Genomic DNA, 25,550 nt, shown 5'->3' on the forward strand with positions numbered 1-25,550 from the left:
GTGGACCCGATCAGCATCGCCCTGCCCGTCGGGGCGGTGGAGACGACGATGCTCGCGAGCGTGCGGGTCGCCGCGTTCCTCGTGATCGCACCGCCGTTCTCGCAGCGCGCGGTGCCGGCCACGATCAAGGTCGCGCTCGCGCTCGGGATCGCGCTCGCCGTGTCGCCGCGGCTCGACCCGCTGCCGTCCGACACGACGCCCGCGTTCGTCGGGTCGCTCGTCGGCCAGGCCGTCATCGGCGCCGCGCTCGGGTTCCTCGTCTCGCTCGTCTTCTCGGCGGTGCAGTCCGCCGGGTCGCTGGTCGACCTGTTCGGCGGCTTCCAGCTCGCGACCGCGTACGACCCGATGAGCCAGAGCAGCGGCGGCCCGTTCGGGCGGCTGTACCAGATGACCGCGATGGTCCTGCTGTTCGCGTCCGACGGGTACCAGGTGGTCCTCGCCGGGCTGGTCCGGACGTTCGACGCGCTCCCGCTCGGCGCGATGCTCGACCCCGCCGCGCTCGGGCACACGCTCACCGACGGCCTCACGCAGATGTTCCTCGCGGCGCTGCAGATCGCCGGGCCGCTCATCGTCGTGCTGTTCCTCGCCGACGTCGGCCTCGGGCTCCTCACGCGCGTCGCGCCCGCGCTCAACGCGTTCGCGATGGGCTTCCCGCTGAAGATCTTGCTCACGCTCGTCTTCGGCTCGCTCGCGTTCCTGGCCCTGCCGACCGTGATGGAGGCCCTGACGGGGCGTTCCGTCGAGCAGATGCTGGGGGTGATCGTCCCGTGAGTGGCGACGACGGGCAGGACAGGACCGAGAAGGCAACCCCGCAGCGGATGAAGGAGGTCCGCCGCAAGGGCGGCCTCGGCCGGTCGCAGGACCTCGCCGCGTGGGTCGGCCTCGGCGCCGCCGCCGCGGTGCTCCCGCTCGTGCTCGACAACGGCCGGGCGGCAGCGCTCGGCCAGCTCGCGGTCGTGCGCGACGCCGCCGTCGACCCCGACGGCACCGACGTCGTGCAGGTGCTCGGCGACGCGCTCATGACGGTCGTCACGACGCTCGCGCCGCTGTTCGTCGTCGGCGTCATCACCGCGATCGCCGTGAGCGCCGCGCAGGGCGGCATCCACCTGCACCGCCTGCGCCTGCACGCCGAGCACCTCAAGCCCAAGGGCATCGCGTCCCGGCTCGTCGGCGGGCAGGCGTGGTGGCAGGGCACCAAGACGCTGCTCAAGACGGCCGCGGTCGCGCTCGTCCTGCTGGTCGCGCTGCAGGCGCTCGTGCCGACGCTCCTCGCGTCCGGCCGGCTGCCCCTGTCGCACCTGCTCGGCATCGCCTCCGACGGCACCTCGACGCTCCTGCGGACCGGCATCGCCGCCGGCGTGATCCTCGCGATCGCCGACGTCGCCGTCGTCTTCCGCCGCAACCGCAAGCAGACCCGCATGACGCTCCGTGAGGTCAAGGAGGAGCACAAGCGGACGGAGGGGGACCCGATGCTCAAGGGCGCGATCCGGTCGAAGCAGCTCGCGATGAGCCGGAACCGGATGATGGCCGAGGTCGCGAACGCCGACGTCGTGCTCGTCAACCCGACGCACGTCGCCGTCGCGCTGCGCTACGAGCCGGGCACGGGCGCGCCGCGCGTCGTCGCGAAGGGCGCCGGTGCGGTCGCCGCGCGCATCCGGTCCGCCGCGTCCGACGCGCAGGTCCCGATGGTCGAGGACGTCCCGCTGGCCCGCGCGCTGCACGCCGCGTGCGAGCTCGGCCAGGAGATCCCCGCGCACCTGTTCACCGCCGTGGCCCGCGTGCTCGCGTTCGTCATGGCCCTGCGTCGCCGCGGCGCCGGCTCCGGCCAGCACCGCGTCCCGGGCGGCTCGACGCTGCCGGCCGACGACACCACCGACCACCGCGCGGCCGCGCGGGCCGCCGTGCGCGACGCCGCGCGCGCCGGCCGCCGGCCCGCCGCCCCCACCGACCCCGCTGAGACCTCCACCGGTCAGGAGACCACCCGATGAAGTCCCGGTCCATCGCGCCCATGGCGGTGCCCGCCGGCGTCGTCGGCATCGTGCTGCTGCTCGTCGTGCCGCTGCCCGCCGCGCTGCTCGACGTGCTGATCGCCGTCAACATCACCGCGTCGCTCGTCATCCTGCTGACCTCGATGTACGTCAAGCGGCCGCTCGACTTCTCGGTGTTCCCGTCGCTGATCCTGGTGTTCACGCTGTTCCGGCTCGGCCTCAACGTGGCGTCGACGCGGCTCGTGCTGCGCGACGGCTACGCGGGCCAGGTCATCGAGGCGTTCGGGCACTTCGTCATCGGCGGGTCGCTCGTCATCGGCCTCGTGATCTTCCTGATCCTCGTGGTCATCCAGTTCGCGGTCATCACGAACGGTGCGGGCCGCGTCGCGGAGGTCGGCGCGCGGTTCACGCTCGACGCGATGCCCGGCAAGCAGATGGCCATCGACGCCGACCTCAACTCGGGCCTCATCGACGAGGACGAGGCGCGCCGCCGCCGCGCCGACGTGGCTGCCGAGGCCGACTTCTACGGCGCCATGGACGGTGGCTCGAAGTTCGTCAAGGGCGACGCGATCGCGGGCATCGTCATCACGGTCATCAACCTCGTCGGCGGCTTCGTCATCGGCATGGTGCAGATGGGCATGTCCGCGGGGGACGCGCTGCAGCGGTTCAGCCTGCTGACCATCGGCGACGGCCTCGTCACGCAGATCCCCGCGCTGCTGCTGTCGGTGTCCACCGGCATCGTCGTCACCCGCGCGACGGCCGAGGGCGACATGGGCACGGCCGCCGCGAAGCAGCTCGGGCAGTCCCGCACCGCGCTGCTCATCGCGGGCAGCGGCGCGATCGCGCTCGCGCTCCTGCCGGGCATGCCGAAGCTGCCGTTCATGCTCGTCGGCGCGACGCTCCTGCTCGTCGCGCAGCGGGTCAAGGCGCGCGAGGCCCGCGAGGCCGCCGCGGCGCTCACCAAGCCCGCCGCGTCCGTGACCGCGCCGCCCGCGGACACCCCCGAGCAGCTCATCGAGGACATGCGCGTGCACACGCTCGAGATCCTGCTCGCGCCCGACCTGGTCGACCTCGTCGGCTCCGGCCCGGACCAGGACCTGCTCGCGCGCGTGCGCGGCCTGCGGCGCAAGACCGCGATGGAGCTCGGCATCGTCGTGCCGCCCGTGCGGACCCGGGACTCGGTCGACCTGCCGCGGGCCACCTACGTCGTGAAGATCGCCGGTGTCGAGGTCGGCCGCGGGCAGGCGCCCGCGGGGTCGATGCTCGCGCTCGGCGACGACCTCGGCGCGCTGCCCGGGACCGTCGTGCACGAGCCCGTGTTCGGCCTGCCCGGCAAGTGGGTGCCGTCCGAGCTGCGGCACGCTGCCGAGATGTCCGGCGCGACCGTCGTCGACCGGGTGTCCGTGCTCATCACGCACCTCGGTGCGCTCATCACGCAGAACGCCGCGCGCCTGCTCGGCCGCGAGGACGTGCGCGTCCTCACCGAGTCCGTGAAGAAGGTCAACCCGTCGGTCGTCGAGGAGCTCGTGCCGTCGCTGCTGTCGCTCGGCGAGGTCCAGCGCGTGCTCCAGGGCCTGCTCACCGAGGAGGTCCCGATCCGCGATCTCGGCCGCATCTACGAGGCGCTCGCGCTGCGGGCCAAGCTGTCGACCGACCCGGAAGGGCTCGTCGAGGCCGCGCGCGCCGCACTGGGCCCCGCGCTCGCCGCGCAGCACGCGCAGGACGGCACGCTGCGCGTCCTCACGCTCGACCCGGGCCTGGAGCAGCAGCTCGTCGAGTCGCTGCGGCCCGGCGACGGCGGCACGCAGCTGCTCGTCGACCCGTCGCGCGTCGAGTCCGTGCTGCACCAGCTCCGTGCGGCCGTCGCCGAGGCCGAGGCCGACGGGCGGGCGGTCGTGCTCGTGTGCGCGCCCGTCGTGCGGCCCGCGCTGCGCCGGCTCGTCGCGCTCGGCCTGCCGCGCCTGCCCGTGCTGTCCTACGCCGAGGTGACCGGTGGCGGGCTGACCGTCGAGACCGTGGGGGTGGTGCGCGGTGACCACGCGATTGCTGCTTGAGGGCACCAGCCTCGCCGAGCTCATGGCGCACGTGCGCGCCGAGTTCGGGCCGCAGGCACGCGTCGTGCGCGCCGAGCGCGTCCGCAGCGGCGGCATCGGCGGGTTCTTCGCGCGCGAGCGGTACGAGATCACCGTCGACGTGCCGCCGCCGCCCGAGGCCCGGCCCGCCGCGCTGCGCGCCGTGCCCGCGGGCGGGCTGCCTGCGCTGCTGGCCGCGGCCGACGAGGCGGACGAGGTCGGGGGTGCGGTGGCCGAGGCTGCCGGCGTCGCAGCGGGGGGCGCGGGGGCGGGCTCCGACGACGAGCCCGACGCGGCGTCGTTCGCACACGTGCTCGAGCAGGTGCGCGCGGTGACCGCCGACCCGCTGCCCGACCCGGGGCTGGCCGCCCCGCCCGCCGCCCGCGCGCTCCAGGCGGTGACGCCGCGCGTCGCCGTCGCCGAGCCCGTCGTCGAGGTGCCGACGCCGCGCGAGCCGGTCGACGTCGTGCCCGTGACGTTCCCCGTCGTGGCGCCCGCCGCCGCGTCGCCGGCTCCCGCTGCCGCTCACGACCTGCGGGCCGCGCTCGCCGAGATCGGCGTGCCGGCCGCGCTGCTCGACCGCGAGCACGTGACGCTGTCCGGCGTCCTGGCGGACGTCCCGCCCGCGCCGCAGCCTCCGCGCACGGCCGGGTCCGTGCTCGTCGTGCTCGGTGCCGACGACGACGCCGACGCGGCCGCCGCGCTGCTCGCCGAACGCCTGCGGCTGCCCGCCGAGGCCGTGCGCCTCGCCGGGGCGCCCACCGGTCGGGGTGGTCGGGGGCGTGGCCGCACGCCCGGCCGGATGTCGAGCGCCGAGCAGGTCGCCGCCTGGCGGACCGGCGCGCCGTCCGCCGATCACCCGTGGGTCGTCGCGCTGACGGTCGGTGCCGACCCCGAGGACCGCGAGCTCGCACGCTCGCTGCTCGCCGCGTGCGAGGCCGACCACGTGTGGGCCGTGCTCGACGCGCGCACGCGCACCGCCGACGCCCGCCGCTGGCTGCGGTCGGTCACGCCCCGGGTCGACGCGGTCGCGATGCGCGGCCTGCTGGACACCGCCGAGCCAGGTGCCGCCCTGGCCGTCGGCGTGCCCGTCGCGTGGATCGACGGCGTCCCCGCGACGCCGGTCGCGTGGGCCGCGGCGCTCAGCCAGGCCCTCGGCGACCGGGCGCGCTGGGACTGAGCCGCGCGGACCGGTCGAGCGCGCGGTCGTCGGCCGCGGGACGCCCCCGACGCCGGTTCAGGAGGCCGGGGTGACCGAACAGGCGTACGATCGAAGCAGTCTCAGGATGAACCGGCTCTCAGCCGAGGACCCGCCCTCCTTGGACCACCAAGGAGGGCGTCATGCCCGTCCAGAGCAACTCCACGCCCCGTTTCACCAGCGACCTCGAGCATCCGCTCCCGCTGGGTGACCGGCCCTCTCGCACCGTTCCCGGCGCTCGGGCGCCCAAGCCCGTCCGCAGCCGCACCAGCGCCGCCTGGTTCGGGGTCTGCGTCGGCGCCCTCGTCCTCGTCGCACTCGTCGTGTTCATGATGCAGAACACCGCGCCCGTCGAGGTCGCCTTCCTCGGCATGGCCGGCAGCGCGCCCCTCGCGCTGGTGCTCGTCATCGCCGGCCTCGGCGTCGGTGTCGTGGCGCTCGTCGTCGGTGCCCTGCGCATCGGCCAGCTGCGTCGCCGCATCCGTTCCGACCGGCACACCACGCCGCCGACGCGCTGAACCCTCCCGGGCGGCTCCCCCCGCCGCCTTCCTCGTCTTCTCGAAGGGGTCGATCATGACCACCGCCATCCAGCCGCACGCACCCGACGCCTCGACGGGCGACCTGCACCTGCTCTCGATCCTCGAGTCCGGCCTCCCCGCCGAGCTCGGCACCGCCGACGAGCCCGCCACCTACACCGTGCCGGTCGTGTTCTCCCGCCAGGTCGGCCGGGACGAGCGCGCCCGCATCGAGGACCCCGCGACCGCCCGCCGGCTCGCCGAGCAGATCGGTGCGACCGGCCCGCCGCTCCGGCTCGCCGTCTCCGACCGTCGCCTGCTCGTCGAGAACACCAACCTCGACCAGCTCCGTGACGGCCTCGCCGCCGCGCTGGCCGCCATGCTGCGGGACCTGGGCGGCGAGCTCCGCGCCGCGAGCGACGAGCGTGCCGTCGCGGCCGACGCACGCGTGGTCGAGGAACGACGGCGGTCCGACGCGACCCACGCCGCCGTCTCGACGATCCGCTTCGAGTAGGCCGCCGTGGACACCCCCGGGATCGCCATGACCACGCGCACCCCGTCCGCGCGCGAGCGCCAGGTCAGCGAGTTCACGACGCTGAGCAAGGCCGTCCAGGAGACCGGGCTCATGCGTCGCCGACACGCCTACTACTGGGTGCGGTTCCTCGTGCTGACGGCGCTGCTGGCGCTGACGTTCACCGCGTTCGTCGTCGTCGGGCCGTCGTGGTGGCAGCTCGTCATCGCCGCGCTCGTCGCGGTCCTGCTCGGCCAGGTCATGTTCCTGGGGCACGACGCCGCGCACCGGCAGATCTTCGAGTCCGGGCGGTGGAACGACTGGTCGAGCCTCGTCATCGCGAACCTGTACGCCGGGATGAGCTACGGCTGGTGGCAGCACAAGCACTCGCGCCACCACGCCAAGCCGAACCAGATCGGCGCGGACCCCGACATCGCGACCGACGTCATCGTCTTCCACACCGAGGACCTCAAGGCCCCCCGGACGGGCCTCAGAGGCTGGCTGACGCAGCGACAGGGCTGGTTGTTCTTCCCGCTGCTGCTGCTCGAGGGGCTCAACCTGCACATCTCGGGCGTGAAGACGATCTTCGGCCGCGCCCCCGTGAAGCGGCGGCCCGTCGAGATCGCGTTCGTGATGCTCCGACTCGGCGGCTACCTCGCGCTCGTGTTCTGGCTGCTGCCGGTCGGGATGGCGTTCGCGTTCCTCGGCGTCCAGCTCGGGCTGTTCGGGCTCTACATGGGGGCCGTGTTCGCGCCCAACCACAAGGGCATGCCGCTCGTTCCCCGCGACGCCCGGATCGACTTCCTGCGCCGGCAGGTGCTCATGAGCCGCAACGTCCGGGGCGGCCGCATGACCGACCTGTTCATGGGCGGGCTCAACTACCAGACCGAGCACCACCTGTTCCCGAGCATGCCGAGCCCGAACCTGCGGCGCGTCCAGCCCCTCGTGCGGGCGTTCTGCGCCGAGCACCGGGTGCCGTACACGGAGACGACCCTGCTGCAGTCCTACGGGATCGTCGTCCGGCACCTGAACGCCGTCGGGCTCGCCGCGCGCGACCCTTTCCAGTGCCCGCTCGCCGCTGAGCTGCGGTCCGCGCGGTAGCCCGGCCCCTGCCCCCGCCGACGACGGCACGGTGGGGCGGGTGGGACGCGTCCCGGTCGCGCGACAGATTCTCCGGGCGACCACTTGAAACGATCTACCAGCGGCCGAAGGGAGGGGTGCACCCCCCGACCCAGGAGCAGTGATCGTGCCCGGCAAGTCCCACCCCACCCGCCCGCGCCGCTGGCGCTGGAGCATCGGTCGACGTCTCGTCGCCGGCTTCGTCGCCACCCTCGTCCTCATGATCGGCGTCGGCGTCGTGTCGTTCCTCAACACCCGGGCGCTGGTCGACAGCAGCACGTGGGTCGACCACACCCACGACGTCATCCGCGCGAACGACGCGATCCTGTCGTCGCTCAAGGACGCCGAGACGGGCCAGCGCGGGTACCTCATCACGGGTGCGGACTCCTACCTCGAGCCCTACACCGCCGCGCGGACCGCGGTCGGCGAGCACCTCGCCGAGGTGCGCAGCCTCACGGCCGACAACCCCGCGCAGCAGGCACGGCTCGAGGAGCTCGAGCCGCTGGTCGCCGCGAAGCTCGACGAGATGCAGCAGACGATCGACGTCCGCGACGCCGACGGCTTCGAGGCCGCGCAGGAGATCGTGATGTCGGACGCGGGCAAGGCCGTCATGGACCAGATCCGCGGCGTGCTCGACCAGATCGGCGGCGCCGAGGAGGCCCTGCTCACCGTCCGGGACGCCGAGGCGGACCGGGCAGCCCTCGCCACCGAGGTCGTGATCGTCGGCGGCTCGGCGCTCGCGGTCGCACTGGTCGTCGTCCTCGCGGCCCTCCTCACACGCAGCATCACGCGCCCGATCCGCGACCTCACCGCCCGGCTCACGGAGATCGCGGACGGCGACGGCGACCTCACGCAGCAGGTGAGCAGCGCGCGCGACGACGAGGTCGGGGACCTCGCCCGCGTGTTCAACCGCTTCGTCGCGAACATCGCCGCGCTCGTCCGCCAGATCGGCGAGACCGCGGCCACCTCGTCCGCCGCGGCGCAGGAGCTGTCGGCGATCACGGGGGAGATGACCCGGCAGTCGACGCAGGCCGCGCAACAGGCCGCCTCCGCTGCGGCGGCCGCCGAGCAGGTGTCGTCGAACGTCCAGACCATCGCCGTGGCGGGCGAGCAGATGGGCGCGTCCATCCAGGAGATCGCGCGCAGCGCCGCCGAGGCGAACACCGCCGGCCACACCGCGGTGACCAGCACGGACGACGCCAACACGACCATCGGGCGCCTGGGCGAGTCGTCCGCCGCGATCGGCGGCGTCGTCGCGCTCATCAACACGATCGCCGAGCAGACGAACCTGCTGGCGCTCAACGCGACGATCGAGGCCGCACGGGCGGGCGAGTCGGGCAAGGGGTTCGCGGTCGTCGCGGGCGAGGTCAAGGAGCTCGCGCAGCAGACCGCGAAGGCCACCGAGGAGATCACGGGCCGGATCACGCAGATCCAGTCCGACGTCGCGCACGCGGTCGCCGCGATCTCGACGACGACCGACGTCATCGGCCAGGTCAACGACCACCAGAGCAGCATCGCGGGAGCCGTCGAGGAGCAGAGCGTCACGACGTCGGAGATGACCTCCAACATCGCCGACGCGGCTCTGGGCGTCACGACGATCGCCGACAACGTCCGCGCGATGGCCGAGAACGCGCAGTACACGGCCGGGCACATCGACCAGATCCGCGGCTCGGCGGACGAGGTCGCGCGCAACTCCGTGCGCCTCGACGCGCTGGTGGGACGTTTCACCGTCTGACGACGACGGACCGGCACGACACGTCGCGCTGCGCCGGGCGGGGGGCCCGACCGGTCCCCGCCCGGCCGCGCGCGAGCGCTCAGCGCGGTGCTGCGCGCAGCGCCTCCTCCTTGCGGGTCGCCCACTGCGCGACGAGCAGCGTCGCGTCGTCCTGCAGCTGCCCGTGCTGGTGGTCGAGCACCTCGTGCACGACGCGACGCAGCGTCTCGGGCGCGCTGTGGCCGGCCGCGGCGGAGCGGCGCAGCTGGTCGGTGAGCCGCTCGACGCCGTAGAACGTGCCGTCGGCGTCCCGCGCCTCGGTGACGCCGTCGGTGTGGAAGACGACCCAGTCGCCGGGCTCGAGCCTCTCCTCGGCGACGTCGATCTGCCCGTCGCCGAGGCCGAGCACGATGCGTCGACCGCCCTCGAGCCGCTTGACCACCTTGCCGTCGCGCATGAGCAGCGGCACGGGGTGCCCCGCGTTGACGTGAGCAGGTCGGCGAGCAGCTCGGTCGCGACCGCCCGCGGACGGCGGCGCGCGAGCATGTCGAGCGAGTCGCCGTACGGGTTCTTGGCCGCGATCATGTGGCCGACCAGGTGGCACAGCAGCTCGTACCGCTCCTGCGTGCGCGGGTCGTCGACGTCGGTGCCCGCGGGCATCGTGAGCTGGACGACGCCGAACCGGTGCACGCCGTCGAGGAGCGGCACCCACAGCGTGAGCGGATCCCCGGACGCCGGCACCGGCTGGACGTGCTGGAACGCGCGGCCCGCGAGCGTCCCCGTGATCGGGACGGCGTCCGCGTCGGGCAGCGACGGTGCCGGCATCGGGACCAGGAGACGCCGCTCGTAGTCGACGACCCAGAGCCGCGCGGTCCAGCCGAGCTCACCGGCCGCGTGGTTCGCGGCCTCCGCGACCCCGTCGGGCGTCGCCAGGTGGACCTCGTCGAGGAAGCCCCGGAGCGCGGCCAGGGTGCGGGCGTCGCGGTCGTCGGTCATCGGGCCACGCTAGGTCCGTGCGGGTGCGGCCGCTCCCGCTGGGTGCCGGCCGTCGTCGGCGCGACACCGCTCGCGTGGAGTGACCACCGCCACCGCGTGCGAGCCCGGGACGTCGGAAATGACCGACCCGGCCGCTTCGTTGTGGAGGGTGTCGCACCGCCCATGACCCCCGGGCTCTACCCTTCGCCGCTACGAGCGGCCACGCGCCGAGAGGCGTCATGCGGTGCGCACCTCGCGGAGGGCGGCCGGTCGCGTACCGGCCGCCCTTCCGCATGTCCGGACTGCTCGTCCGGACGGGGCGTCCGGCCCTCTGGTCGGGACGGCTCGCGGCGCGGAAATGCGTTTCCCGCGGCAACGGATCCGCGGGCTAGGGTCGCCAGGTGACACCGCCCGACGACCGCCCCCGCACGACCGACGCGCTCTGGCGCGAGCGGCGCACGACGACCGCGGCGCTCGTGACCCTGGTCGTCCTCGTCGCGTTCGAGTCGTTCGCCGTCACCACCGTCATGCCGCGCGTCGCGGACGTGCTCGACGGCCACGCGCTCTACGCGTTCGCGTTCGCCGGGCCGCTCGCGACGGGCGTCGTCGGGATGGTCGTCGCCGGGTCGTGGTCGGACCGGCACGGCCCGTTCCGGCCGTTCCTCGCGGGGGCGGTGCTGTTCGTCGTCGGCCTGGTCGTCGCGGGGCTCGCGGCGTCGATGCCGGTGCTGGTGCTCGGCCGCCTCGCGCAGGGCCTGGGCGGTGGCGCCGTCAACGTCACGCTCATCGTCACGCTCGCGCGCGCGTACCCGCCCGTCCTGCACCCGCGGGCCTTCGCGTGGTTCTCCGCCGCGTGGGTGCTGCCGTCGCTCGTCGGGCCCGCGGTCGCGGGGATCGTCGCCGAGACCGCGGGGTGGCGCTGGGTGTTCCTCGCCGTCGCGCTGCTCGTCGTCCCGACGAGCCTGCCGCTGCTGCGCACGCTGCGACCGCTGGGCCCGCCCGAGAGCGGGTCCGACGTCAGCCCCGCCGAGGCGCGGGTCCGGGTGCTGCTCGCGGTGGTCGTCGCCGCCGCGGTCCTCGCGCTCAACCTCGCGGTCGAGCTGTCCGCGGTGCCGTCCGCGGTGCTCGCGGCCGTCGCGGGCGTGGGCGCCCTCGTCGCGGTCCGGCCCCTCCTGCCCGCCGGGTCGCTGCGCGCGCGACCCGGGCTGCCGAGCGTCCTCGCGACGCGGCTGCTCGTGTCCGGTGCGTTCTTCGGCGCGCAGGCGTACGTGCCCTACCTGCTCGCCGCGCGCGACGGCTGGGGGCCCGCCGCGAGCGGGCTCGCGCTCACGACCGCGGCGCTCGCGTGGTCCGGCATGTCCGCCGTGCAGGGGCGGCTCGGCCAGCGGCTGCTGAGCCGCGACGCCGTGCGCCTCGGGACCGTCCTGGTGGTCGCCGCGACCGTCGGCGCGTGGCTCACGGCTGCGGCCGGGCTGCACCCGGCGGTGCTCGTCACGACGTGGACGCTCGCCGGGGCCGGCATGGGGCTCGCGTCGTCGCGGCTCAACGTGCTGCTGCTCGGCTACTCCGGCCCCGGGACGCAGGGACGCAACAGCTCCGCGCTGTCGATCGCCGACGCGGTCGGCGCCGCGCTCGCCCTCGCGGTGAGCGGCGTGCTGTTCGCGCTCGTCTCCGGCGCGTCGGCCGCGGGCGAGCACGGCACGGGCGGGGGAGAGGAGGTCGTCGGGACGGCGGGCTTCGCCGTCGCGTTCGGGCTCACGGTCGTGCTGTCGGTACTCGCCGCGCTCGTCGCGCCGCGCGTCGGCGTGCCCCCGACGGAGCGGCACGACGAGCCCGCGTCGGTCGACGACGACGCCGCCTCGCGCGCCTGACGCCGCCGTGGCCCCGGGGACGAGCCGGGGTCACGGCGGCGAGCCGTGCCGGTCAGGCGGTCGGGACCTCGACGTCGACGCGCACGACGTCGCCGGACCGGGCGAAGATGCGACCGCTCACGTCGGCGTCGAGCACGCCGTCCGTGCCGGCGACGCGCGAGCCGTCGGCGAGCGTCGCCTCGACCCGCAGCACCGACCCGCGCCGGTAGACGACTGGGACCTGGCAGAACGTGAACGCGAGCGACCCGGCGTCGAGCGCGAGCGTCTGCTCGGCCTGCGCGACGTCGTGGAAGCGGAACGTCGTCGGCGCGGTCGTCCACTCGTCGGCCCGCAGCAGCACGGGCCGCACCACGACCCGCCCGTCCTCGACCCGCAGGCCCAGCTCGCCGAGCCGCGTGAGGACCTCCTCCTTGACCTGCCCGGTCATGCCCGGCTGGCGCGCGCCGTGGCCGGCGGGCGTGTGCGAGTACGGGTCGACGGGGAAGGCGCCGTAGACCTCGGGCGACTTGCAGTAGCCGAGGCCGAGCCGGACGTCCTCGTACGCGTCGGCCAGGCCCTGGACGACCGCCGCGCCGAGGCCCTGGGCGACCGCCCGCTCGTGGTTCTCCTGCACCGCGAGCAGCAGCTTGGAGACCATGTGCCAGTAGATGCTGCCGAGGCCCTCGTACGCGAAGAACGAGCCGGACCGGCCCGTGAACTCGGCGTGCCGGAACACCTGCTCGAACACGTCGAGGACTGCGGCGCGGCCGTCCGCGACCTGCTGCGGTGCCACGCCGGCCGCGCCCGCGGACAGCGCGTCGAGGGCCGCGACGACGTCGCGCGCGTTGTGCAGGCCCGGCGCGAACCGGTGCGTGCCGCGCACGTCGCGCAGCACGAGCGTCGTGTCGCCCGCGGCGACCAGCGCGTCGAGAAGCGGCGCGCTCGCGGCCTGGGCCGCGGTGATCGTGTTGCGCGCGAGGAACGTCGGCAGCTCGCGGTCGGGGTAGAGCTGGTAGGAGTGCTGGTCCGCGCGGTACAGGGCGCTGCGGCGCAGCGCGTGGACGAGGTCGAGCGCCTCCGCGGGCGTGAGCAGCCCCGACGACAGCACCGCGACCTGCCCCTCGAGCATCTCCTGCAGGTGGCCGACGCGCGCGACGCCGCCGCGCAGGTCGAGCAGGTTGTAGGAGTGGAACAGCCCGTCGGGCCGGCGGTTCGCGCGCAGGCCCGCGTCCACGTACCGCTGCGCGACGTCGAGGAAAGCCCGCACGTCGGCCGCGCCGACCGTCCGGTGCTCCCCGCCGAACCCGGCGTACACGCGCTCGCGGTACGCGGTGCCCACGGCGCCGAGCGCGTCCATGACGGCGCGCCGCCCGGCGTCGTCGAACCCGCCCTCGACCGGCGCGGCGTGCGCGTCGAGCGCGGCGGTCACGTCGGCCAGCAGCCCGGAGAGCTCGTCCGTCACGGTGAGGTCGCGGTCCAGCAGGTCGCGGGCGAGCGCGAGGCCGCGGCGCAGGTAGGCGAGCGTCACGACGGACAGCCCCTTGCCGACCAGCGCGTTGTTCGCGTCGTTCCACTCGGGACGCTGGGTGTTCATCCAGATGCCGCCGTCGGGCACGAGGTTGACGACCTTCGCGAGCACGAGCAGCAGCAGCTTCTCGCCGAGCGACACGCGCACGAGGTCGCCATCGGGACCGTGCACGAGCCGCCCGTCGGCGCCCTCGGTCCGCACACGCTCCTGCACGCGCTCCTCGGCCGCGGTGTCGAACGCGATCGTCTCGATCGGCTCGACGACCGTCTGCGCGTAGGACGCGATCCGGTAGGGCACGTCGGCGTGCGTGAACAGCGCGCGGTCGACGAGCGCGTCGAGGCGCCCGGGGTGGAAGCGCCGCGACGTCTCGAGCAGCTTGACCAGGTAGATGATCTGGTGGTCGCTCCAGTAGCCGATGTTCGCCCACGGGTTCGACGGCTCGGGGACCTCCCAGTCGATGCCCGAGCGCGAGATCCGGTACGGGTTGTACCCGTCCGCCGTGGTCGCGTCGAGGAACACCGCGACCATCGACTCGACGTAGCCCGGGAACGACCAGGCGAGCGCCTCCCAGTTCTGGAAGATGTCGCGCCAGTTGCCCTGGAAGTCGACGCGCGTGCGGCCCTTCGCGTCCGTGAGGGCGATCTGGAACTTGTTCCACGGGCGGCTCGGGTCGCCGTGGCGGCGGCTGAACGTGAGCGGCAGGTACTCGCGCACGAGCCGCAGGAGGTCGGGGTCGCCGGTCGCGTCGGCGCGTTCCAGCAGCGCGTCGAGGTCGGCGGTCGCGGGGAGCGCGTCGAGCCACTCCCGGCGGCGCGCGGCGGTCCGCGGTGAGCGCTGGGCGACGAACGCCCGCAGGTCCTCGCCGGTGATGCGGTAGCCGTCGACGAAGACGCCGCCGCGCATCACGTTGAACAGGACGTTCGCGGCGTGGTGGGCCGACGCGAGCTCGTCGCCGCTGACCTGCGCGGCGTCGGCGGTCCCGACGAGGTGGTCGAGCCGGTCGCGCGTCGCGGTGACGTCGGCCTCGAGCGCGGCCGCCGCGGCGGCGTGGTCGGCGAGCGCGGTCTGGAGCCGGACGACGTCCGCGGCGCTCTGGTCGACGTCCGCGACGACGCTCCACCGCCGCGTCTCGCCGGGCGCGAGCGCGACGTCGGCGACGACGAGGTACGCGCCCTTCTCACCGCGGACCTCGGGCTCGGAGGTGACCGGCCGGCCGGCGGCGAACGCGGCGACCTGCCGGGTCGACGTGAGGTGCGCGACCGGGTCGAGACCGACCTGCCACGCGACCGTCGCCGCGAGCGACTCGCTCGGGTCGCTCTTGTCGGTGAGCGTCGAGTTCAGGTAGACGAGCCCGAGTCCCGTCGCGGCGTCGACCTCGGTGCGCTTGTAGGCGTCGAGCAGGCTGCTGAACTCCGCCTGCGTCTGCACGGTCACGCCGGCGGGCAGCAGGTCGACGAACCCGTCGAGCACCCGGGCGCGCACGGGGGCGCCGCCCACCGCGGTGAGCGCGACCTCGCGCACGACGCCGTACCGGGCGCTCGTCCGCCACGTGACGCGCGCCCGCAGGCCGACGTCCGGACGGGTCTCCTCGAAGACGAGCGTCGTCCCGAGGTAGTCCTTGTACAGGTGCCGCTCGACGGCCGGGTCGTCGGGGCGGCGCTCGGCGAACGGCTGCCACGACCGCGTCCCGTCGGGCGTCTCGACGCGCAGCAGCGTGAGCCCGCCCGTGCGGCCGGCGCCCGCGGCGACCTTGTCGTCCGTCGCGTACGCGAACAGCGCGCGGTCGGCGTGCTCGCGCCCGGCGGTGACGCCGCCCGTGCTCGAGACGAACAGCCACAGGTCGCTCGCGCCGACGAGCGTCATGAAGAACGGGGGGAGGTCGGAGTACGACGCGATCCGGTAGAACCGCCGGCCGTCGAGGTCCACGGGTCCGCTCGTGACGAGCGCGTCGCCGGGCTCGTCGGTGCGTGCGGGCGTGAGGGTCTGCGACGCCATGTCCTGATCGTCCTTCGTGCCGGGGCGCGGGTCGACCGGTCGGGGGACCGGACGGGCCGCGTCGGTGCGGCCGTGGAAGCGCTCCCCTACGGTGACACGTGTCAACGCGGAACGCAACGGCCCTCCGACCCGGTCAGGTGCGCGTCCCCGCAGGTCCGTCACCCGAACGCCACCGCCCCACGCTCCCGCTCCGCTAGCCTGCGTCCGCCGAGGCGCGGGGCCTGCGGCACCGGAGGAGGGGTCGTGCTCCGCTACCTGCCGTTCGTGGTCGAGATCGGGCTGCTCGTCTACTGCCTCATCGACTGCATCCAGTCCGACGAAGGTCGTATCCGGAACCTGTCCCGGACGGGCTGGCTCATCCTCATCGTCATCCTGCCCGTCGCGGGCGGCGTCGCCTGGCTCGTCGCGGGCCGCCCCAAGGACGACCGCCGCCGCCAGGTGCCGTGGCCGTCCACCGGGACCGCGGGCTTCCCCGAGTACGAGAGGCCCCGTCGCGCGCCCGACGACGACCCCGAGTACCTCGACCGCCTGCGCCGCGACCGCGAGTCCGACACCAAGCACGAGCAGATGCTGCGGGACTGGGAGGCGCAGCTGCGCGACCGCGAGCAGCGGCTCTCCGAGCCCGACGGCGGGACGAGCGGCTCGTCGAACGCGTGACGCGCTCGTGGCGCGCGGGCGCCGCCGCGTGCGGACGGTAGGGTCGCTCGCATGCTCGTGCTCAGCAGACGCGTCGGTGAGCGTCTCGTCATCGGGGACGACATCGTCGTCACCGTGATCGAGGTCCGCAGCGACGGCGTGCGTCTGGGCATCGACGCCCCCCGCGACGTGCGCGTCCACCGTGCCGAGGTCCTCGAGGCCCTCACCGCAGCCAACGCCGAGGCCGCGAACGCCGACGAGAGCACCGCCGCCGCGCTGCGCCGCCTCGCGCCGCCCGCCGCCGGCGGCATGGCCCGCGGCACGACGGCCCCCGCGCCGTCGACCGCCGCGCCGACCGCCGCGCCGACCGACGCGCCGACGGACAGGCCGAGCGCGGGCCCGACCTCCGCGGATCCCTCAGCAGGGACCTCCACCGGCCGATGAGGTTGGGCGCCGGGGCGGCGCCGAATGCCTCCCGGTGGGGAGGCACGCGTGGAGGACATCGACGAGATCGTCCGTGAGTTCCTGGTCGAGAGCTACGAGAACCTCGACCAGCTGGACCGGGACCTCGTGGAGCTCGAGGAGAACCCGGGGGACAGGCCGCTGCTCAGCAGCGTCTTCCGGACGATCCACACCATCAAGGGCACGAGCGGGTTCCTCGCGTTCTCCCGGCTCGAGCGCGTCACGCACGCGGGCGAGAACCTGCTCGTCGAGCTGCGTGACGGTCGCCGGCAGATGGACCAGGTCACCACCGACGTGCTGCTGCGCACGGTCGACACCGTCCGGCTGCTGCTCGACGCGATCGAGCGCACCGGTGGCGAGGGCGACGTGGACGTCGACGTGGTCGTCGAGGCGATCGTCGCCGTGCAGGAGGGGCGCACCGCCGCGTCGGCACCCGCGGGCGCGCCGGCAGCCGCACCCGCACCCCCAGCCGCCGAGAGCGCCGCCGACGTGCCCCACCCGCGCGAGGCCCCCGCCGACGAGACCGCTGCGGCGGTCGCCGCCGTCGGCGCCGAGGCCGCGAGCGAGGGCGCTGCCGCGACCGTGCCGGACACGGTCCCGGCGATCAAGCAGATCGCGAAGCGCATCCCGAAGGACGGGTCGGCCGCGTCCGCACCCGCCGACGCCACGCCGCCCGGCGCCGCACCCGCTCCGGTGCTGCCCAGCCCGCACCTCGACCCCGCCGCCCAGCGCGCCGCCGACGAGGCGCTCGAGGCGGCCGCCGTGCAGGCGCTCGCCGCCGCGGCGCTCGCCGACCTGTCGAGCGGGCACGAGTACCAGCCGACGATGGCCCCCGCGGCGGCGCCGCTCGAGGAGGTCGGCACGCTGCGCGGCCCGAGCGAGTCGTCGGTGCGCATCGACGTCGAGCTGCTCGACCGCCTCATGCGGCAGGTCGGCGAGCTCGTGCTGGTCCGCAACCGGCTCACGCGCCTCGCCGCCGAGTCGCAAGACGTCGACCTCACGCGGTCGGCGCAGCAGCTCAACCTCATCGCGTCCGAGCTGCAGGACGGCGTCATGCGCACGCGCATGCAGCCCATCGAGAACGTCTGGGCGAAGATGCCGCGCGTCGTGCGCGACCTCGCCGCGACGTGCGGGCGCGAGGTGCGCCTCGAGCTCGTCGGCGGCGACACGGAGCTCGACCGCAGCCTGCTGGAGGCCGTCAAGGACCCGCTGACGCACCTCGTGCGCAACGCGGTCGACCACGGCATCGAGCCGCCTGCCGAGCGCGTCGCCGCGGGCAAGCCGTCGCACGGCACGCTCGAGCTGCGCGCCTTCCACGCGGGCGGTCAGGTCGTCGTCGAGGTCCGCGACGACGGCCGCGGCATCGACCCGCAGAAGGTCGCCGAGTCGGCGGTCCGCAAGGGCCTGCGCACGCCCGAGCAGGTCGCGTCGCTCGGCCAGGCGGAGATGCTGGGCCTGCTGTTCCTGCCGGGCTTCTCGACGGCCGCGGCGGTCACGAACGTGTCCGGCCGTGGCGTCGGGATGGACGTCGTGCGCACGCGCATCGAGGCGGTGGGCGGGACGGTCGACGTCGAGTCCACCGTCGGCGTCGGGACGTCGTGGCGCCTGCGGATCCCGCTGACGCTCGCGATCATGCCGTCGCTGTCCGTCGAGTGCGACGGCGACGTGTACGCGGTGCCGCAGGTCCACGTGCTCGAGCTGGTCGCGCTCGACGAGCGCGCGGAGCAGGCCGTCGAGCACGTGCACGAGGCACCCGTCTACCGGCTGCGCGGCGAGCTGCTGCCGCTCGTGCCGCTGCACGACGTGCTCGGTCTGTCCGACGGCGAGCCCGCCGGGTCGCGGCCCGGGGTGATCGTCGTCGTGCAGGCGGACGACAACCGCTTCGGCCTGCTCGTCGACCGCGTGCTCGCGACCGAGGAGATCGTCGTGACGCCGCTCGCGGCGCAGCTGAAGTCCGTGAGCACCTACGCGGGCACGACGGTGCTCGGGGACGGGCGCGTCGCGCTCATCCTCGACATGCAGTCGATCGCCCGTGAGGCCATGCCGCGCGAGCACGAGCACGCGTCGGTCGGGCACGCGTCGACGGTGGTCGAGGAGACGCACGAGACCGAGCAGCTGCTGGTCGCCCGCATCGGCGAGGGCCGGCTGGTCGCGATGCCGCTCGCCGGGGTCGCGCGCCTCGAGCACGTGCGCTCGGACGAGGTCGAGACGGTCGGTGACCGCGAGGTCGTGCAGTACCGCGGCTCGATCCTGCCGCTCGCGCGCGTCGACAGCCTGGTCGGTGCGACGCCCGAGGACCGCGACGAGCTGCTGCTCGTCGTCTACGAGCGCGGGTCGCGCAGCGCCGCGCTGGTCGTCGAGGACATCGTCGACATCGTCGAGGACCACGCCGAGCACTCCGACATCGACGCTGCCGGGTTGATCGGCTCGACCGTCGTGCACGGCCGCGTGACCGAGCTGCTCGACCTGCCCGCCGCGCTGCTCGCCGCCGACCACGACTTCGAGTCCGACGACCTGCTGGAGAGTGTTGCGTGAACCGCTACGTCACGTTCACGATCGGCGACGACCTGTACGGCGTCGACGTACTCCGCGTGCAGGAGGCGCTGCGCGCGCACGCCCGCACGCGGGTCCCGCTCGCGCCGCCCGGGATCGCGGGCGTCGTCAACCTGCGCGGCCAGGTCGTCGTCACGGTCGACCTGCGGCCGCGGCTCGGCCTGCCGGCGCTCGCGCAGGACGCCGAGCCGATGATGGTCGTCGTCCAGGTCGACGGCGAGCCGGTCAGCCTGCTCGTCGACGAGATCGGCGACGTCCTCGACGTGCCCGTCGACGACGTCGGCGTGCCCCCGGAGACGCTCGACCCGGACCTGCGGCCGCTCATCCGGTCGGCCTGCACGCTCGAGGACCGGCTGCTGCTCGTCCTCGACGTCGACGAGGCGGCCTCCGCGGCCTGAGCCGTGCGGGGGGATGTCGCCCCGACCCCTCACAGCACTGCCGACCCGGCCGATCTGGACGGACGACGGCGACGACGCCCTGACAAGGAGCACCGATGAGCAAGACCTCCCGCGACGGCGGCCCGCGCCGGCGCATGAGCCTGGGCAACCTGGGCATCCAGACGAAGATGATGCTGCTGCTCGGCCTCGTGGCGTTCGTCGCCCTGGGCTCGGGCGCCTTCGCCTACGTCGCCCTCCAGCGTGCCGCCCAGGACCTGCGGGACGTCGACGTGGTCGCCACCGAGGTGGCCGCGCTGTCGCGCTCGGTCGACGACGGCCAGCACAACGCGCGCCTCATCGTCGCCCAGATCGCCGCGGTGAAGAACCCGGTGATCCGCAAGGGCTGGGTCGAGCTGCAGCGGCGCAACGACATGGACATGGCCGAGGCCATCGAGGCGTTCGCGAAGTCGAGCGGCGCCGACGGCAACGCGGCCTGGCCGGGCTTCGTCGAGTCGTACCAGAAGTGGGTCGTGCTGCGGGACGAGAAGGTCGTCCCCGCTGCGCTCGCGGACGACGCCGACGCGTACTCGTCGATCTCCGACACCGTGAGCCAGCCCGCGATCGACGACTTCGCGCTGAAGTTCGACGAGGTCGAGAAGACGATGGCGGCGGAGGTCACCGCGACCGCGGAGGCCGCGCAGGACCGCGTCGACACGGCCGGCTACATCCTCGGCATCAGCCTGTTCGCGGGCCTCGCGATCTCGATGTTCCTCGGCTTCAAGACGGCGTCGGGCATCCGCAAGAGCGTGTGGGACATGTGCCGCGCGCTCAACGGCATGGCCGTCGGCGACTTCACGCGGACCGTCCCGGGCACGTCGCGCGACGAGATGGGGCAGATGCGCGAGGCCCTCGGCCGTGCGCAGGCCGGCGTCCGCGAGACGCTCACCGAGGTCAAGCACACGGCGGACGAGGTCGCCGTCGCGGCCGAGCAGCTCTCCGCGTCGTCGAGCCAGGTCGCCGCCGGGTCGGACGAGACCAGCGCGCAGGCGGGCGTCGTCGCGGCCGCGGCCGCGCAGGTGTCGCGCAACGTGCAGGCCGTCGCCGCCGGTGCCGAGCAGATGGGCGCGTCGATCCGGGAGATCGCGCAGAACGCGACCGAGGCGACCAAGGTGGCGCAGGCCGCCACGGGCGCCGCGGCGAGCGCGAACGACTCGGTGTCCCGCCTCGGCTCGTCGAGCCAGGAGATCGGCAAGGTCGTCAAGCTCATCACGTCGATCGCCGAGCAGACGAACCTGCTCGCGCTCTACGCGCCCCGCGAGGCCGCGCGTGCCGGGGAGGCCGGCAAGGGCTTCGCCGTCGTCGCGGGTGAGGTCAAGGAGCTCGCGTCCGAGACGGCCAAGGCGACGGAGGACATCGCGCGCCGCGTCGAGGCGATCCAGGCCGACACCACGGGTGCCGTCGCCGCGATCGGCGAGATCGGCACGATCATCGCGTCGATCAACGACTACCAGCTGACCATCGCGTCGGCCGTCGAGGAGCAGACCGCGACGACCAACGAGATGTCCCGCGGTGTGGCCGAGGCCGCCACCGGCTCCGGCGAGATCGCCGCGAACATCACCGGTGTCGCCACGTCCGCCGCCACGAGCTCGGAGGTGCTCAGCCAGATGGGCGGGTCCGTCACCGAGCTGGCCCGCATGTCCGCCGACCTGCGCGAGCGGGTGTCGATGTTCACCTTCTGACCGAAGGTGCACCACCGCCGGGCCAGGGACGGCCCGCCGGCACGAAGGAGACAGGGATGTCGCGACGCAAGGCATGGGCGGCGTCGGTCATGGCGCTCGCCGTGGCGGCCGCGTTCGCCCACCAGACAGGTGGCGGCGAGGTCAGCGGCGACGCGCTCGCCCGGTGGCAGTCGACGCGCCTCGTCGGCGTGACGCTGCCGGCGACCGGCTGGGCCGTCGAGGGCGACGTGCTCGTGCAGCGCCTCGCGCAGCTCGGGTACGGCGTGCGCGTGCACTACGCGCCCGACTCGGCGACGCAGGTCGCGCAGGTCCGCCTGCTCGTCGACGGCGGCGCCGACGCGGTCGTCGCGGTCGCGGTGGCCGAGGGCACGCTCGACGACGTCCTCCAGCAGGCCCGCCTGCGCGGCGTGGTCGTCGTCCCGTACGAGGCCGACGTCGTGACCAGCGTCGAGGCGCAGCTCGGCGGCGCCGCATGAGCCGGATCCGGGTGCTCGTCGTCGACGACTCGGTCGTCGTGCGGCGCATCGTGAGCGACGTGCTCGGGCAGGACCGGCGGATCGAGGTCGTCGGCATCGCGGCGAACGGCCGGCTCGCGCTCGCGAAGGTCGAGCAGCTCCAGCCCGACCTCGTGACGATGGACGTCGAGATGCCGGAGATGGACGGCATCGAGACGGTCGCGGCGCTGCGGGCGCGGGGCGACCGCATGCCGATCATCATGTTCTCGACGCTCACCGAACGCGGCGCGACGGCCACGCTCGACGCGCTCGCCGCGGGCGCGACCGACTACGTCACGAAGCCCACGGGCACCGCGTCCGTGCACGAGGCGCTCGCCCGGGTCGCGCACGACCTGATCCCGCGGATCGTCGCGCTCGTCCCGCGCACCGAGGACGTCGTCGACGTGCCCGCGCGGCCCGTGCACGCGGCGCCCGTCGCGACCGTCGTCGAGCACGTCGCGCCGCCCGCGCCCGGTGCCGAGCCGGTCACGCGGCCGATGCCGCCGGCGCACCCCGTGCAGCTCGTCGTCGTGGCCGCCTCGACCGGCGGACCCGACGCCCTCACCCGCGTGCTGCGCGGGCTCACCGTGCCGCCGCCCGTGCCCGTCCTCGTCGTGCAGCACATGCCGCCCGTGTTCACGCGGCAGCTCGCGGCGCGGCTCGACCGCGTCGGCCCCGCGACGGTCGTGGAGGCCGGCGACGACGAGCCGCTCGAGCCCGGGCACGTGTACATCGCACCCGGCGACCGGCACCTCGGCGTCGACACCCGCACCGGGATGCTGCGCACCGCGCTCGACGACTCGCCGCCGATCAACTTCTGCCGGCCCGCGGCCGACGTCCTGTTCCGCTCCGCCGTGCGCTCCGTGCGCGGCGAGCTGCTCGGCGTGGTCCTCACCGGCATGGGCGTCGACGGTCGCCAGGGCTGCGTCGACGTCGTCGGCGCGGGCGGGACCGTCCTCGTGCAGGACCAGCCGTCGAGCGTCGTCTGGGGCATGCCCGGAGCCGTCGCCACCGCCGGGCTCGCGCACCGCGTGCTGCCCGTCGACCAGATCCCCGCGGCCGTGGAGGACGTCCTCACCCACGCCACCGCCGACACCACCGGAGCGCACCGATGAGCCTCGCCCCCGACGCCTTCGCCTACGTCGCGGAGCTGGTGGCACGACGCGCCGGCATCAACCTCGACGCGGGCAAGGAGTACCTCGTGGAGTCCCGGCTCCAGCCGCTCGCGCAGCGGGCCGGTCACACCCGGGTCGACACCTACGTGCGCGAGCTGCGCACGGGCGAGCGCGAGGCGGACGTCCGCGCGGTCGTCGACGCGCTCACGACCAACGAGACGTCGTTCTTCCGCGACGGCGCACCGTTCCGCGCGCTCGCCGAGCACGTCGTGCCCGCGCTGCGCGGCGCGGACGGCACGCTGCCGCGGCTGCGGGTGTGGTCGGCCGCCTGCTCGACCGGGCAGGAGCCGTACTCGATCGCGATGACGCTCGCCGACGCCGTGCCGGACACGGCCGTCGAGATCGTCGCGACCGACATCAACGCGACCGTGCTCGACCGGGCGTCGCAGGGCGTGTACTCGCGGCTCGAGACCAACCGCGGCCTGCCGACCCCGATGCTCGTGCGGCACTTCGAGGCCGACGGCACCGGCTGGCGCGTGCGGGACCACCTGCGCCGGCAGGTGACGTTCCTGCGGCACAACCTGCTCGACGCGCCGCCGTTCGGCGGGGGCTTCGACGTGGTGTTCCTGCGCAACGTCCTCATCTACTTCGACCTGCCCGTCAAGCAGGCCGTGCTCGACCGCGTCCTCGCGGCGATGCGCCCGGGCGGGTTCCTCGTCCTGGGTGCCGCCGAGACGACGATCGGCCTCGACGACGGCTGGGAGCGGGTCCCGGTCGAGCGCGGCGCGGTCTACCGGGCCGCCGCCGTCCCCAGCCTGCTCACGCCCACCCTGCGGTCGTTCGCGCCCGCGCCGATAGCCCCCCTCGGTGTCGTGCCGTCCGCGCGCGTCGCCGCCGTCCCGCTGTCCGACAGCGTCCGAGGAGAGAGCCGATGAGAGCACTCGTGGTCGACGACTCGCGGACGATGCGCCGCATCGTCGCGAACGTCCTGGAAGGGCTCGGGTTCTCGACGACCCAGGCCGCCGACGGCCAGGAGGCCCTCGACGCCCTCCAGCAGGAGGGTGCCGTGGACCTCGTCACCGTCGACTGGAACATGCCCGTCATGGACGGGCTCGAGCTGGTCACGCACGTCCGCAAGAACCGTGAGTGGCGCGGCGTGACGCTCATGATGGTCACGACCGAGGCCGAGCAGTCCCAGATCGTGCGCGCGCTCGCGGCAGGCGCGCACGAGTACCTGATCAAGCCGTTCACCGCCGAGGAGCTGCGGGCGAAGCTCGACCTGCTCGGCCTCGTCCCCGTGGAGGAGACCGCATGAGCACCGACGTCGCGACCGACCAGGTCCTGCTCATCGCCCGTGACGTGTTCGCGTCGATGATCGACGGCGAGGACGGGCACCTGAACGCCTGGGAGGGCGAGACGCCCGCCGTCGAGGAGCCCGTGCACGCGTGGGTCGACCTGTTCGGCGAGCTGAGCGGACGTGCCGTCCTGACGACCGCGACCGCGACGGCGCACGACCTGGCCCGCGCGCTGCTCGGCCTGCCGGCCGACGAGGAGGTCTCGCACGAGGACCTCGTCGACGCGTTCGGCGAGCTCGCCAACGTCGTGGGTGGCAACATCAAGGCGCTCATGCCCGACGCCGCCAAGCTCGGCCTTCCCGCCGTCGCCGACACCGTGCCGCTGCTCGAGGGCGCGCTCCGCGTGCAGGAGCTCGCGCTGTCGTGGCGCGGCCGCCCGATCGTCGTGGAGCTCTGGGTGCTCCTCACCGGGGGCGGGCAGTGAGCCCCGTCCCCACCGTCCCTGGCACGACCGCCGCGCCGACCGTCCCGCGGCGCCGCACCGAAGGAAGGAACCGATCATGATCCGCGTCCTCGTCGTCGACGACAGCCGCGTCATGCGCCAGATCGTGATCCGCACGCTCCGGCAGGCGGGTTACGACTGGGACGTGCGCGAGGCGTCCGACGGTGCGGAAGCCCTCGCGGCCGTCCGTGCCGACGAGCCCGACGTCGTCCTGTCGGACTGGAACATGCCGAACGTGTCCGGCATCGAGCTGCTGGAGGCGCTGCGCGCCGAGGGCTTCGAGACGCCGTTCGGGTTCGTCACGTCCGAAGGCTCGCCCGAGATGCGGGCCACCGCGGACGCCGCCGGCGCGCTGTTCCTCATCGCGAAGCCGTTCACCGCGGAGTCGTTCCGCGAGGTCATCGAGCCGGTGCTGGCATGAGCGCGCAGACCCCGCTGGCCGGTGCCGTCGAGGTCCGCGACCTGCTCGAGAACCTCGTCGGCCGCGAGGTCGACGTGCTCACGGGCGCGACGAGCCAGGACCCGGCGAAGGGTGACGGGTGCCTGGTCGGCGTGTACCTCGACGACACGCAGCAGGTCGCCGCGCTGATCCTGCTCGACGTCCCCGCCGCCGCGTACCTCGGCGGGGCGCTCGGGCTGGTCCCGGTGAAGATGGCGCAGCAGGCCGTGAACCACGGTGGGCTGCCCGCGGGCCTGCTCGAGAACGCGAGCGAGATCCTCAACGTGCTGGGCTCGCTGCTCAACGCGGAGGGGGCGCCGCACGTCCGCCTCGACGTCGTCTACGAGCCGGGTCACCCGCTGCCCGCGGACGTCGCGCGGCACGTGCCGGCGTTCATGCGGCGCTGCGACCTCGAGGTCGACGTCGCCGGGTACGGCCGCGGAGGGTTCTCGCTGGTCGTCGTGTGACGACGG

General features: G+C 74.3%; 23 protein-coding genes. 21 read left to right on the forward strand and 2 right to left on the reverse strand.

Features of this window, described 5'->3' with window-relative positions; all coding sequences use genetic code 11:
• Positions 1 to 9: 9 nt before the first annotated feature.
• From fliR to KOV94_RS01840, 8 genes are all read left to right on the forward strand, one after another.
• Positions 10 to 771, forward strand: coding sequence for a flagellar biosynthetic protein FliR (gene fliR / locus KOV94_RS01805; protein WP_124343584.1), 762 nt, complete (start codon positions 10 to 12; stop codon positions 769 to 771).
• Positions 768 to 1,988, forward strand: a complete 1,221-nt coding sequence (locus KOV94_RS01810) for an EscU/YscU/HrcU family type III secretion system export apparatus switch protein (RefSeq protein ID WP_308160308.1) — start codon at positions 768 to 770, stop codon at positions 1,986 to 1,988. Before fliR ends, KOV94_RS01810 begins: the two co-directional genes overlap by 4 nt.
• Positions 1,985 to 4,042, forward strand: coding sequence for a flagellar biosynthesis protein FlhA (flhA, locus tag KOV94_RS01815; RefSeq protein WP_218051064.1), 2,058 nt, complete (start codon positions 1,985 to 1,987; stop codon positions 4,040 to 4,042). The genes KOV94_RS01810 and flhA overlap by 4 nt, the downstream gene beginning before the upstream one ends.
• Positions 4,020 to 5,240 (forward strand): hypothetical protein, encoded by a 1,221-nt coding sequence (locus KOV94_RS01820; protein WP_218051065.1) that lies wholly within the window; start codon positions 4,020 to 4,022, stop codon positions 5,238 to 5,240. The genes flhA and KOV94_RS01820 overlap by 23 nt, the downstream gene beginning before the upstream one ends.
• 161 nt (positions 5,241 to 5,401) lie before the next feature.
• A complete protein-coding gene (locus tag KOV94_RS01825; RefSeq protein ID WP_124341202.1) occupies positions 5,402 to 5,776 on the forward strand; it encodes a LapA family protein in 375 nt (124 codons plus the stop codon).
• 55 nt (positions 5,777 to 5,831) lie between these two features.
• Positions 5,832 to 6,287, forward strand: coding sequence for a hypothetical protein (locus tag KOV94_RS01830; protein ID WP_124341201.1), 456 nt, complete (start codon positions 5,832 to 5,834; stop codon positions 6,285 to 6,287).
• Between the two features lie 27 nt (positions 6,288 to 6,314).
• Entirely contained in the window at positions 6,315 to 7,385 is a 1,071-nt protein-coding gene (locus KOV94_RS01835) for a fatty acid desaturase family protein (RefSeq protein ID WP_124341200.1), read from the forward strand.
• 145 nt (positions 7,386 to 7,530) lie between these two features.
• A complete protein-coding gene (locus KOV94_RS01840; protein WP_124341199.1) occupies positions 7,531 to 9,138 on the forward strand; it encodes a methyl-accepting chemotaxis protein in 1,608 nt (535 codons plus the stop codon).
• A 79-nt stretch (positions 9,139 to 9,217) separates the two neighbouring features.
• On the opposite strand, the gene KOV94_RS20915 is transcribed toward KOV94_RS01840, so the two are convergent.
• Positions 9,218 to 9,586, reverse strand: a complete 369-nt coding sequence (locus KOV94_RS20915) for a PP2C family protein-serine/threonine phosphatase (RefSeq protein WP_235843110.1) — start codon at positions 9,584 to 9,586, stop codon at positions 9,218 to 9,220.
• Between the two features lie 907 nt (positions 9,587 to 10,493).
• On the opposite strand from KOV94_RS20915, the gene KOV94_RS01850 reads away from it, so the two are divergent.
• On the forward strand, positions 10,494 to 11,963 hold the full coding sequence (locus KOV94_RS01850) for an MFS transporter (RefSeq protein WP_124341197.1): 1,470 nt from the start codon (positions 10,494 to 10,496) through the stop codon (positions 11,961 to 11,963).
• A 52-nt stretch (positions 11,964 to 12,015) separates the two neighbouring features.
• Here the strand turns inward: KOV94_RS01850 and KOV94_RS01855 are convergent, their stop codons facing one another.
• The gene (locus KOV94_RS01855) at positions 12,016 to 15,465 is read right to left on the reverse strand and encodes a 1,3-beta-D-glucan phosphorylase, GH149 family (protein WP_218051066.1); all 3,450 of its coding nucleotides are present in this window, start codon (positions 15,463 to 15,465) and stop codon (positions 12,016 to 12,018) included.
• 243 nt (positions 15,466 to 15,708) lie between these two features.
• Here KOV94_RS01855 and KOV94_RS01860 point away from each other — a divergent pair, with 243 nt between their 5' ends.
• The 12 genes from KOV94_RS01860 (at position 15,709) to KOV94_RS01915 (ending at position 25,544) form a co-directional block, all read left to right on the forward strand.
• Positions 15,709 to 16,122, forward strand: coding sequence for a PLD nuclease N-terminal domain-containing protein (locus tag KOV94_RS01860; protein WP_218051067.1), 414 nt, complete (start codon positions 15,709 to 15,711; stop codon positions 16,120 to 16,122).
• A gap of 51 nt (positions 16,123 to 16,173) precedes the next feature.
• Positions 16,174 to 16,545, forward strand: coding sequence for a carbon storage regulator CsrA (gene csrA, locus KOV94_RS20495; protein WP_225915904.1), 372 nt, complete (start codon positions 16,174 to 16,176; stop codon positions 16,543 to 16,545).
• Between the two features lie 48 nt (positions 16,546 to 16,593).
• A complete protein-coding gene (locus tag KOV94_RS01870) occupies positions 16,594 to 19,098 on the forward strand; it encodes a chemotaxis protein CheA (RefSeq protein WP_218051068.1) in 2,505 nt (834 codons plus the stop codon).
• A complete protein-coding gene (locus KOV94_RS01875; protein WP_124342403.1) occupies positions 19,095 to 19,514 on the forward strand; it encodes a chemotaxis protein CheW in 420 nt (139 codons plus the stop codon). Before KOV94_RS01870 ends, KOV94_RS01875 begins: the two co-directional genes overlap by 4 nt.
• Positions 19,515 to 19,609: 95 nt before the next feature.
• Positions 19,610 to 21,232, forward strand: a complete 1,623-nt coding sequence (locus tag KOV94_RS01880; RefSeq protein ID WP_218051069.1) for a methyl-accepting chemotaxis protein — start codon at positions 19,610 to 19,612, stop codon at positions 21,230 to 21,232.
• Between the two features lie 56 nt (positions 21,233 to 21,288).
• Complete coding sequence (locus tag KOV94_RS01885) at positions 21,289 to 21,708, forward strand: type 1 periplasmic-binding domain-containing protein (RefSeq protein WP_124342401.1); 420 nt, start codon at positions 21,289 to 21,291, stop codon at positions 21,706 to 21,708.
• Positions 21,705 to 22,841 (forward strand): chemotaxis-specific protein-glutamate methyltransferase CheB, encoded by a 1,137-nt coding sequence (cheB, locus tag KOV94_RS01890; protein ID WP_124342400.1) that lies wholly within the window; start codon positions 21,705 to 21,707, stop codon positions 22,839 to 22,841. The genes KOV94_RS01885 and cheB overlap by 4 nt, the downstream gene beginning before the upstream one ends.
• The gene (locus tag KOV94_RS01895; RefSeq protein WP_124342399.1) at positions 22,838 to 23,776 is read left to right on the forward strand and encodes a CheR family methyltransferase; all 939 of its coding nucleotides are present in this window, start codon (positions 22,838 to 22,840) and stop codon (positions 23,774 to 23,776) included. Before cheB ends, KOV94_RS01895 begins: the two co-directional genes overlap by 4 nt.
• The gene (locus KOV94_RS01900) at positions 23,773 to 24,156 is read left to right on the forward strand and encodes a response regulator (protein ID WP_124342398.1); all 384 of its coding nucleotides are present in this window, start codon (positions 23,773 to 23,775) and stop codon (positions 24,154 to 24,156) included. The genes KOV94_RS01895 and KOV94_RS01900 overlap by 4 nt, the downstream gene beginning before the upstream one ends.
• On the forward strand, positions 24,153 to 24,620 hold the full coding sequence (locus KOV94_RS01905) for a chemotaxis protein CheX (RefSeq protein WP_124342397.1): 468 nt from the start codon (positions 24,153 to 24,155) through the stop codon (positions 24,618 to 24,620). Before KOV94_RS01900 ends, KOV94_RS01905 begins: the two co-directional genes overlap by 4 nt.
• 76 nt (positions 24,621 to 24,696) lie before the next feature.
• Entirely contained in the window at positions 24,697 to 25,059 is a 363-nt protein-coding gene (locus tag KOV94_RS01910; protein WP_124342396.1) for a response regulator, read from the forward strand.
• The gene (locus KOV94_RS01915) at positions 25,056 to 25,544 is read left to right on the forward strand and encodes a hypothetical protein (RefSeq protein ID WP_124342395.1); all 489 of its coding nucleotides are present in this window, start codon (positions 25,056 to 25,058) and stop codon (positions 25,542 to 25,544) included. Before KOV94_RS01910 ends, KOV94_RS01915 begins: the two co-directional genes overlap by 4 nt.
• Positions 25,545 to 25,550: the final 6 nt, after the last annotated feature.

Source organism: Cellulomonas algicola (genome assembly GCF_019024305.1).
GTDB lineage: Bacteria > Actinomycetota > Actinomycetes > Actinomycetales > Cellulomonadaceae > Cellulomonas > Cellulomonas algicola.

Excerpts from the sequence above, each read along its gene's own strand:
- KOV94_RS01880 (WP_218051069.1), top strand. The coding sequence starts at position 19,610 with ATGAGCAAGACCTCCCGCGACGGCGGCCCGCGCCGGCGCATGAGCCTG.
- KOV94_RS01915 (WP_124342395.1), top strand. The coding sequence starts at position 25,056 with ATGAGCGCGCAGACCCCGCTGGCCGGTGCCGTCGAGGTCCGCGACCTG.
- csrA (WP_225915904.1), top strand. The coding sequence starts at position 16,174 with ATGCTCGTGCTCAGCAGACGCGTCGGTGAGCGTCTCGTCATCGGGGAC.
- KOV94_RS01895 (WP_124342399.1), top strand. The coding sequence starts at position 22,838 with ATGAGCCTCGCCCCCGACGCCTTCGCCTACGTCGCGGAGCTGGTGGCA.
- KOV94_RS01905 (WP_124342397.1), top strand. The coding sequence starts at position 24,153 with ATGAGCACCGACGTCGCGACCGACCAGGTCCTGCTCATCGCCCGTGAC.
- KOV94_RS01900 (WP_124342398.1), top strand. The coding sequence starts at position 23,773 with ATGAGAGCACTCGTGGTCGACGACTCGCGGACGATGCGCCGCATCGTC.
- cheB (WP_124342400.1), top strand. The coding sequence starts at position 21,705 with ATGAGCCGGATCCGGGTGCTCGTCGTCGACGACTCGGTCGTCGTGCGG.
- KOV94_RS01825 (WP_124341202.1), top strand. The coding sequence starts at position 5,402 with ATGCCCGTCCAGAGCAACTCCACGCCCCGTTTCACCAGCGACCTCGAG.
- flhA (WP_218051064.1), top strand. The coding sequence starts at position 1,985 with ATGAAGTCCCGGTCCATCGCGCCCATGGCGGTGCCCGCCGGCGTCGTC.
- KOV94_RS01835 (WP_124341200.1), top strand. The coding sequence starts at position 6,315 with ATGACCACGCGCACCCCGTCCGCGCGCGAGCGCCAGGTCAGCGAGTTC.
- KOV94_RS01910 (WP_124342396.1), top strand. The coding sequence starts at position 24,697 with ATGATCCGCGTCCTCGTCGTCGACGACAGCCGCGTCATGCGCCAGATC.
- KOV94_RS01855 (WP_218051066.1), bottom strand. The coding sequence starts at position 15,465 with ATGGCGTCGCAGACCCTCACGCCCGCACGCACCGACGAGCCCGGCGAC.
- KOV94_RS01885 (WP_124342401.1), top strand. The coding sequence starts at position 21,289 with ATGTCGCGACGCAAGGCATGGGCGGCGTCGGTCATGGCGCTCGCCGTG.
- KOV94_RS01830 (WP_124341201.1), top strand. The coding sequence starts at position 5,832 with ATGACCACCGCCATCCAGCCGCACGCACCCGACGCCTCGACGGGCGAC.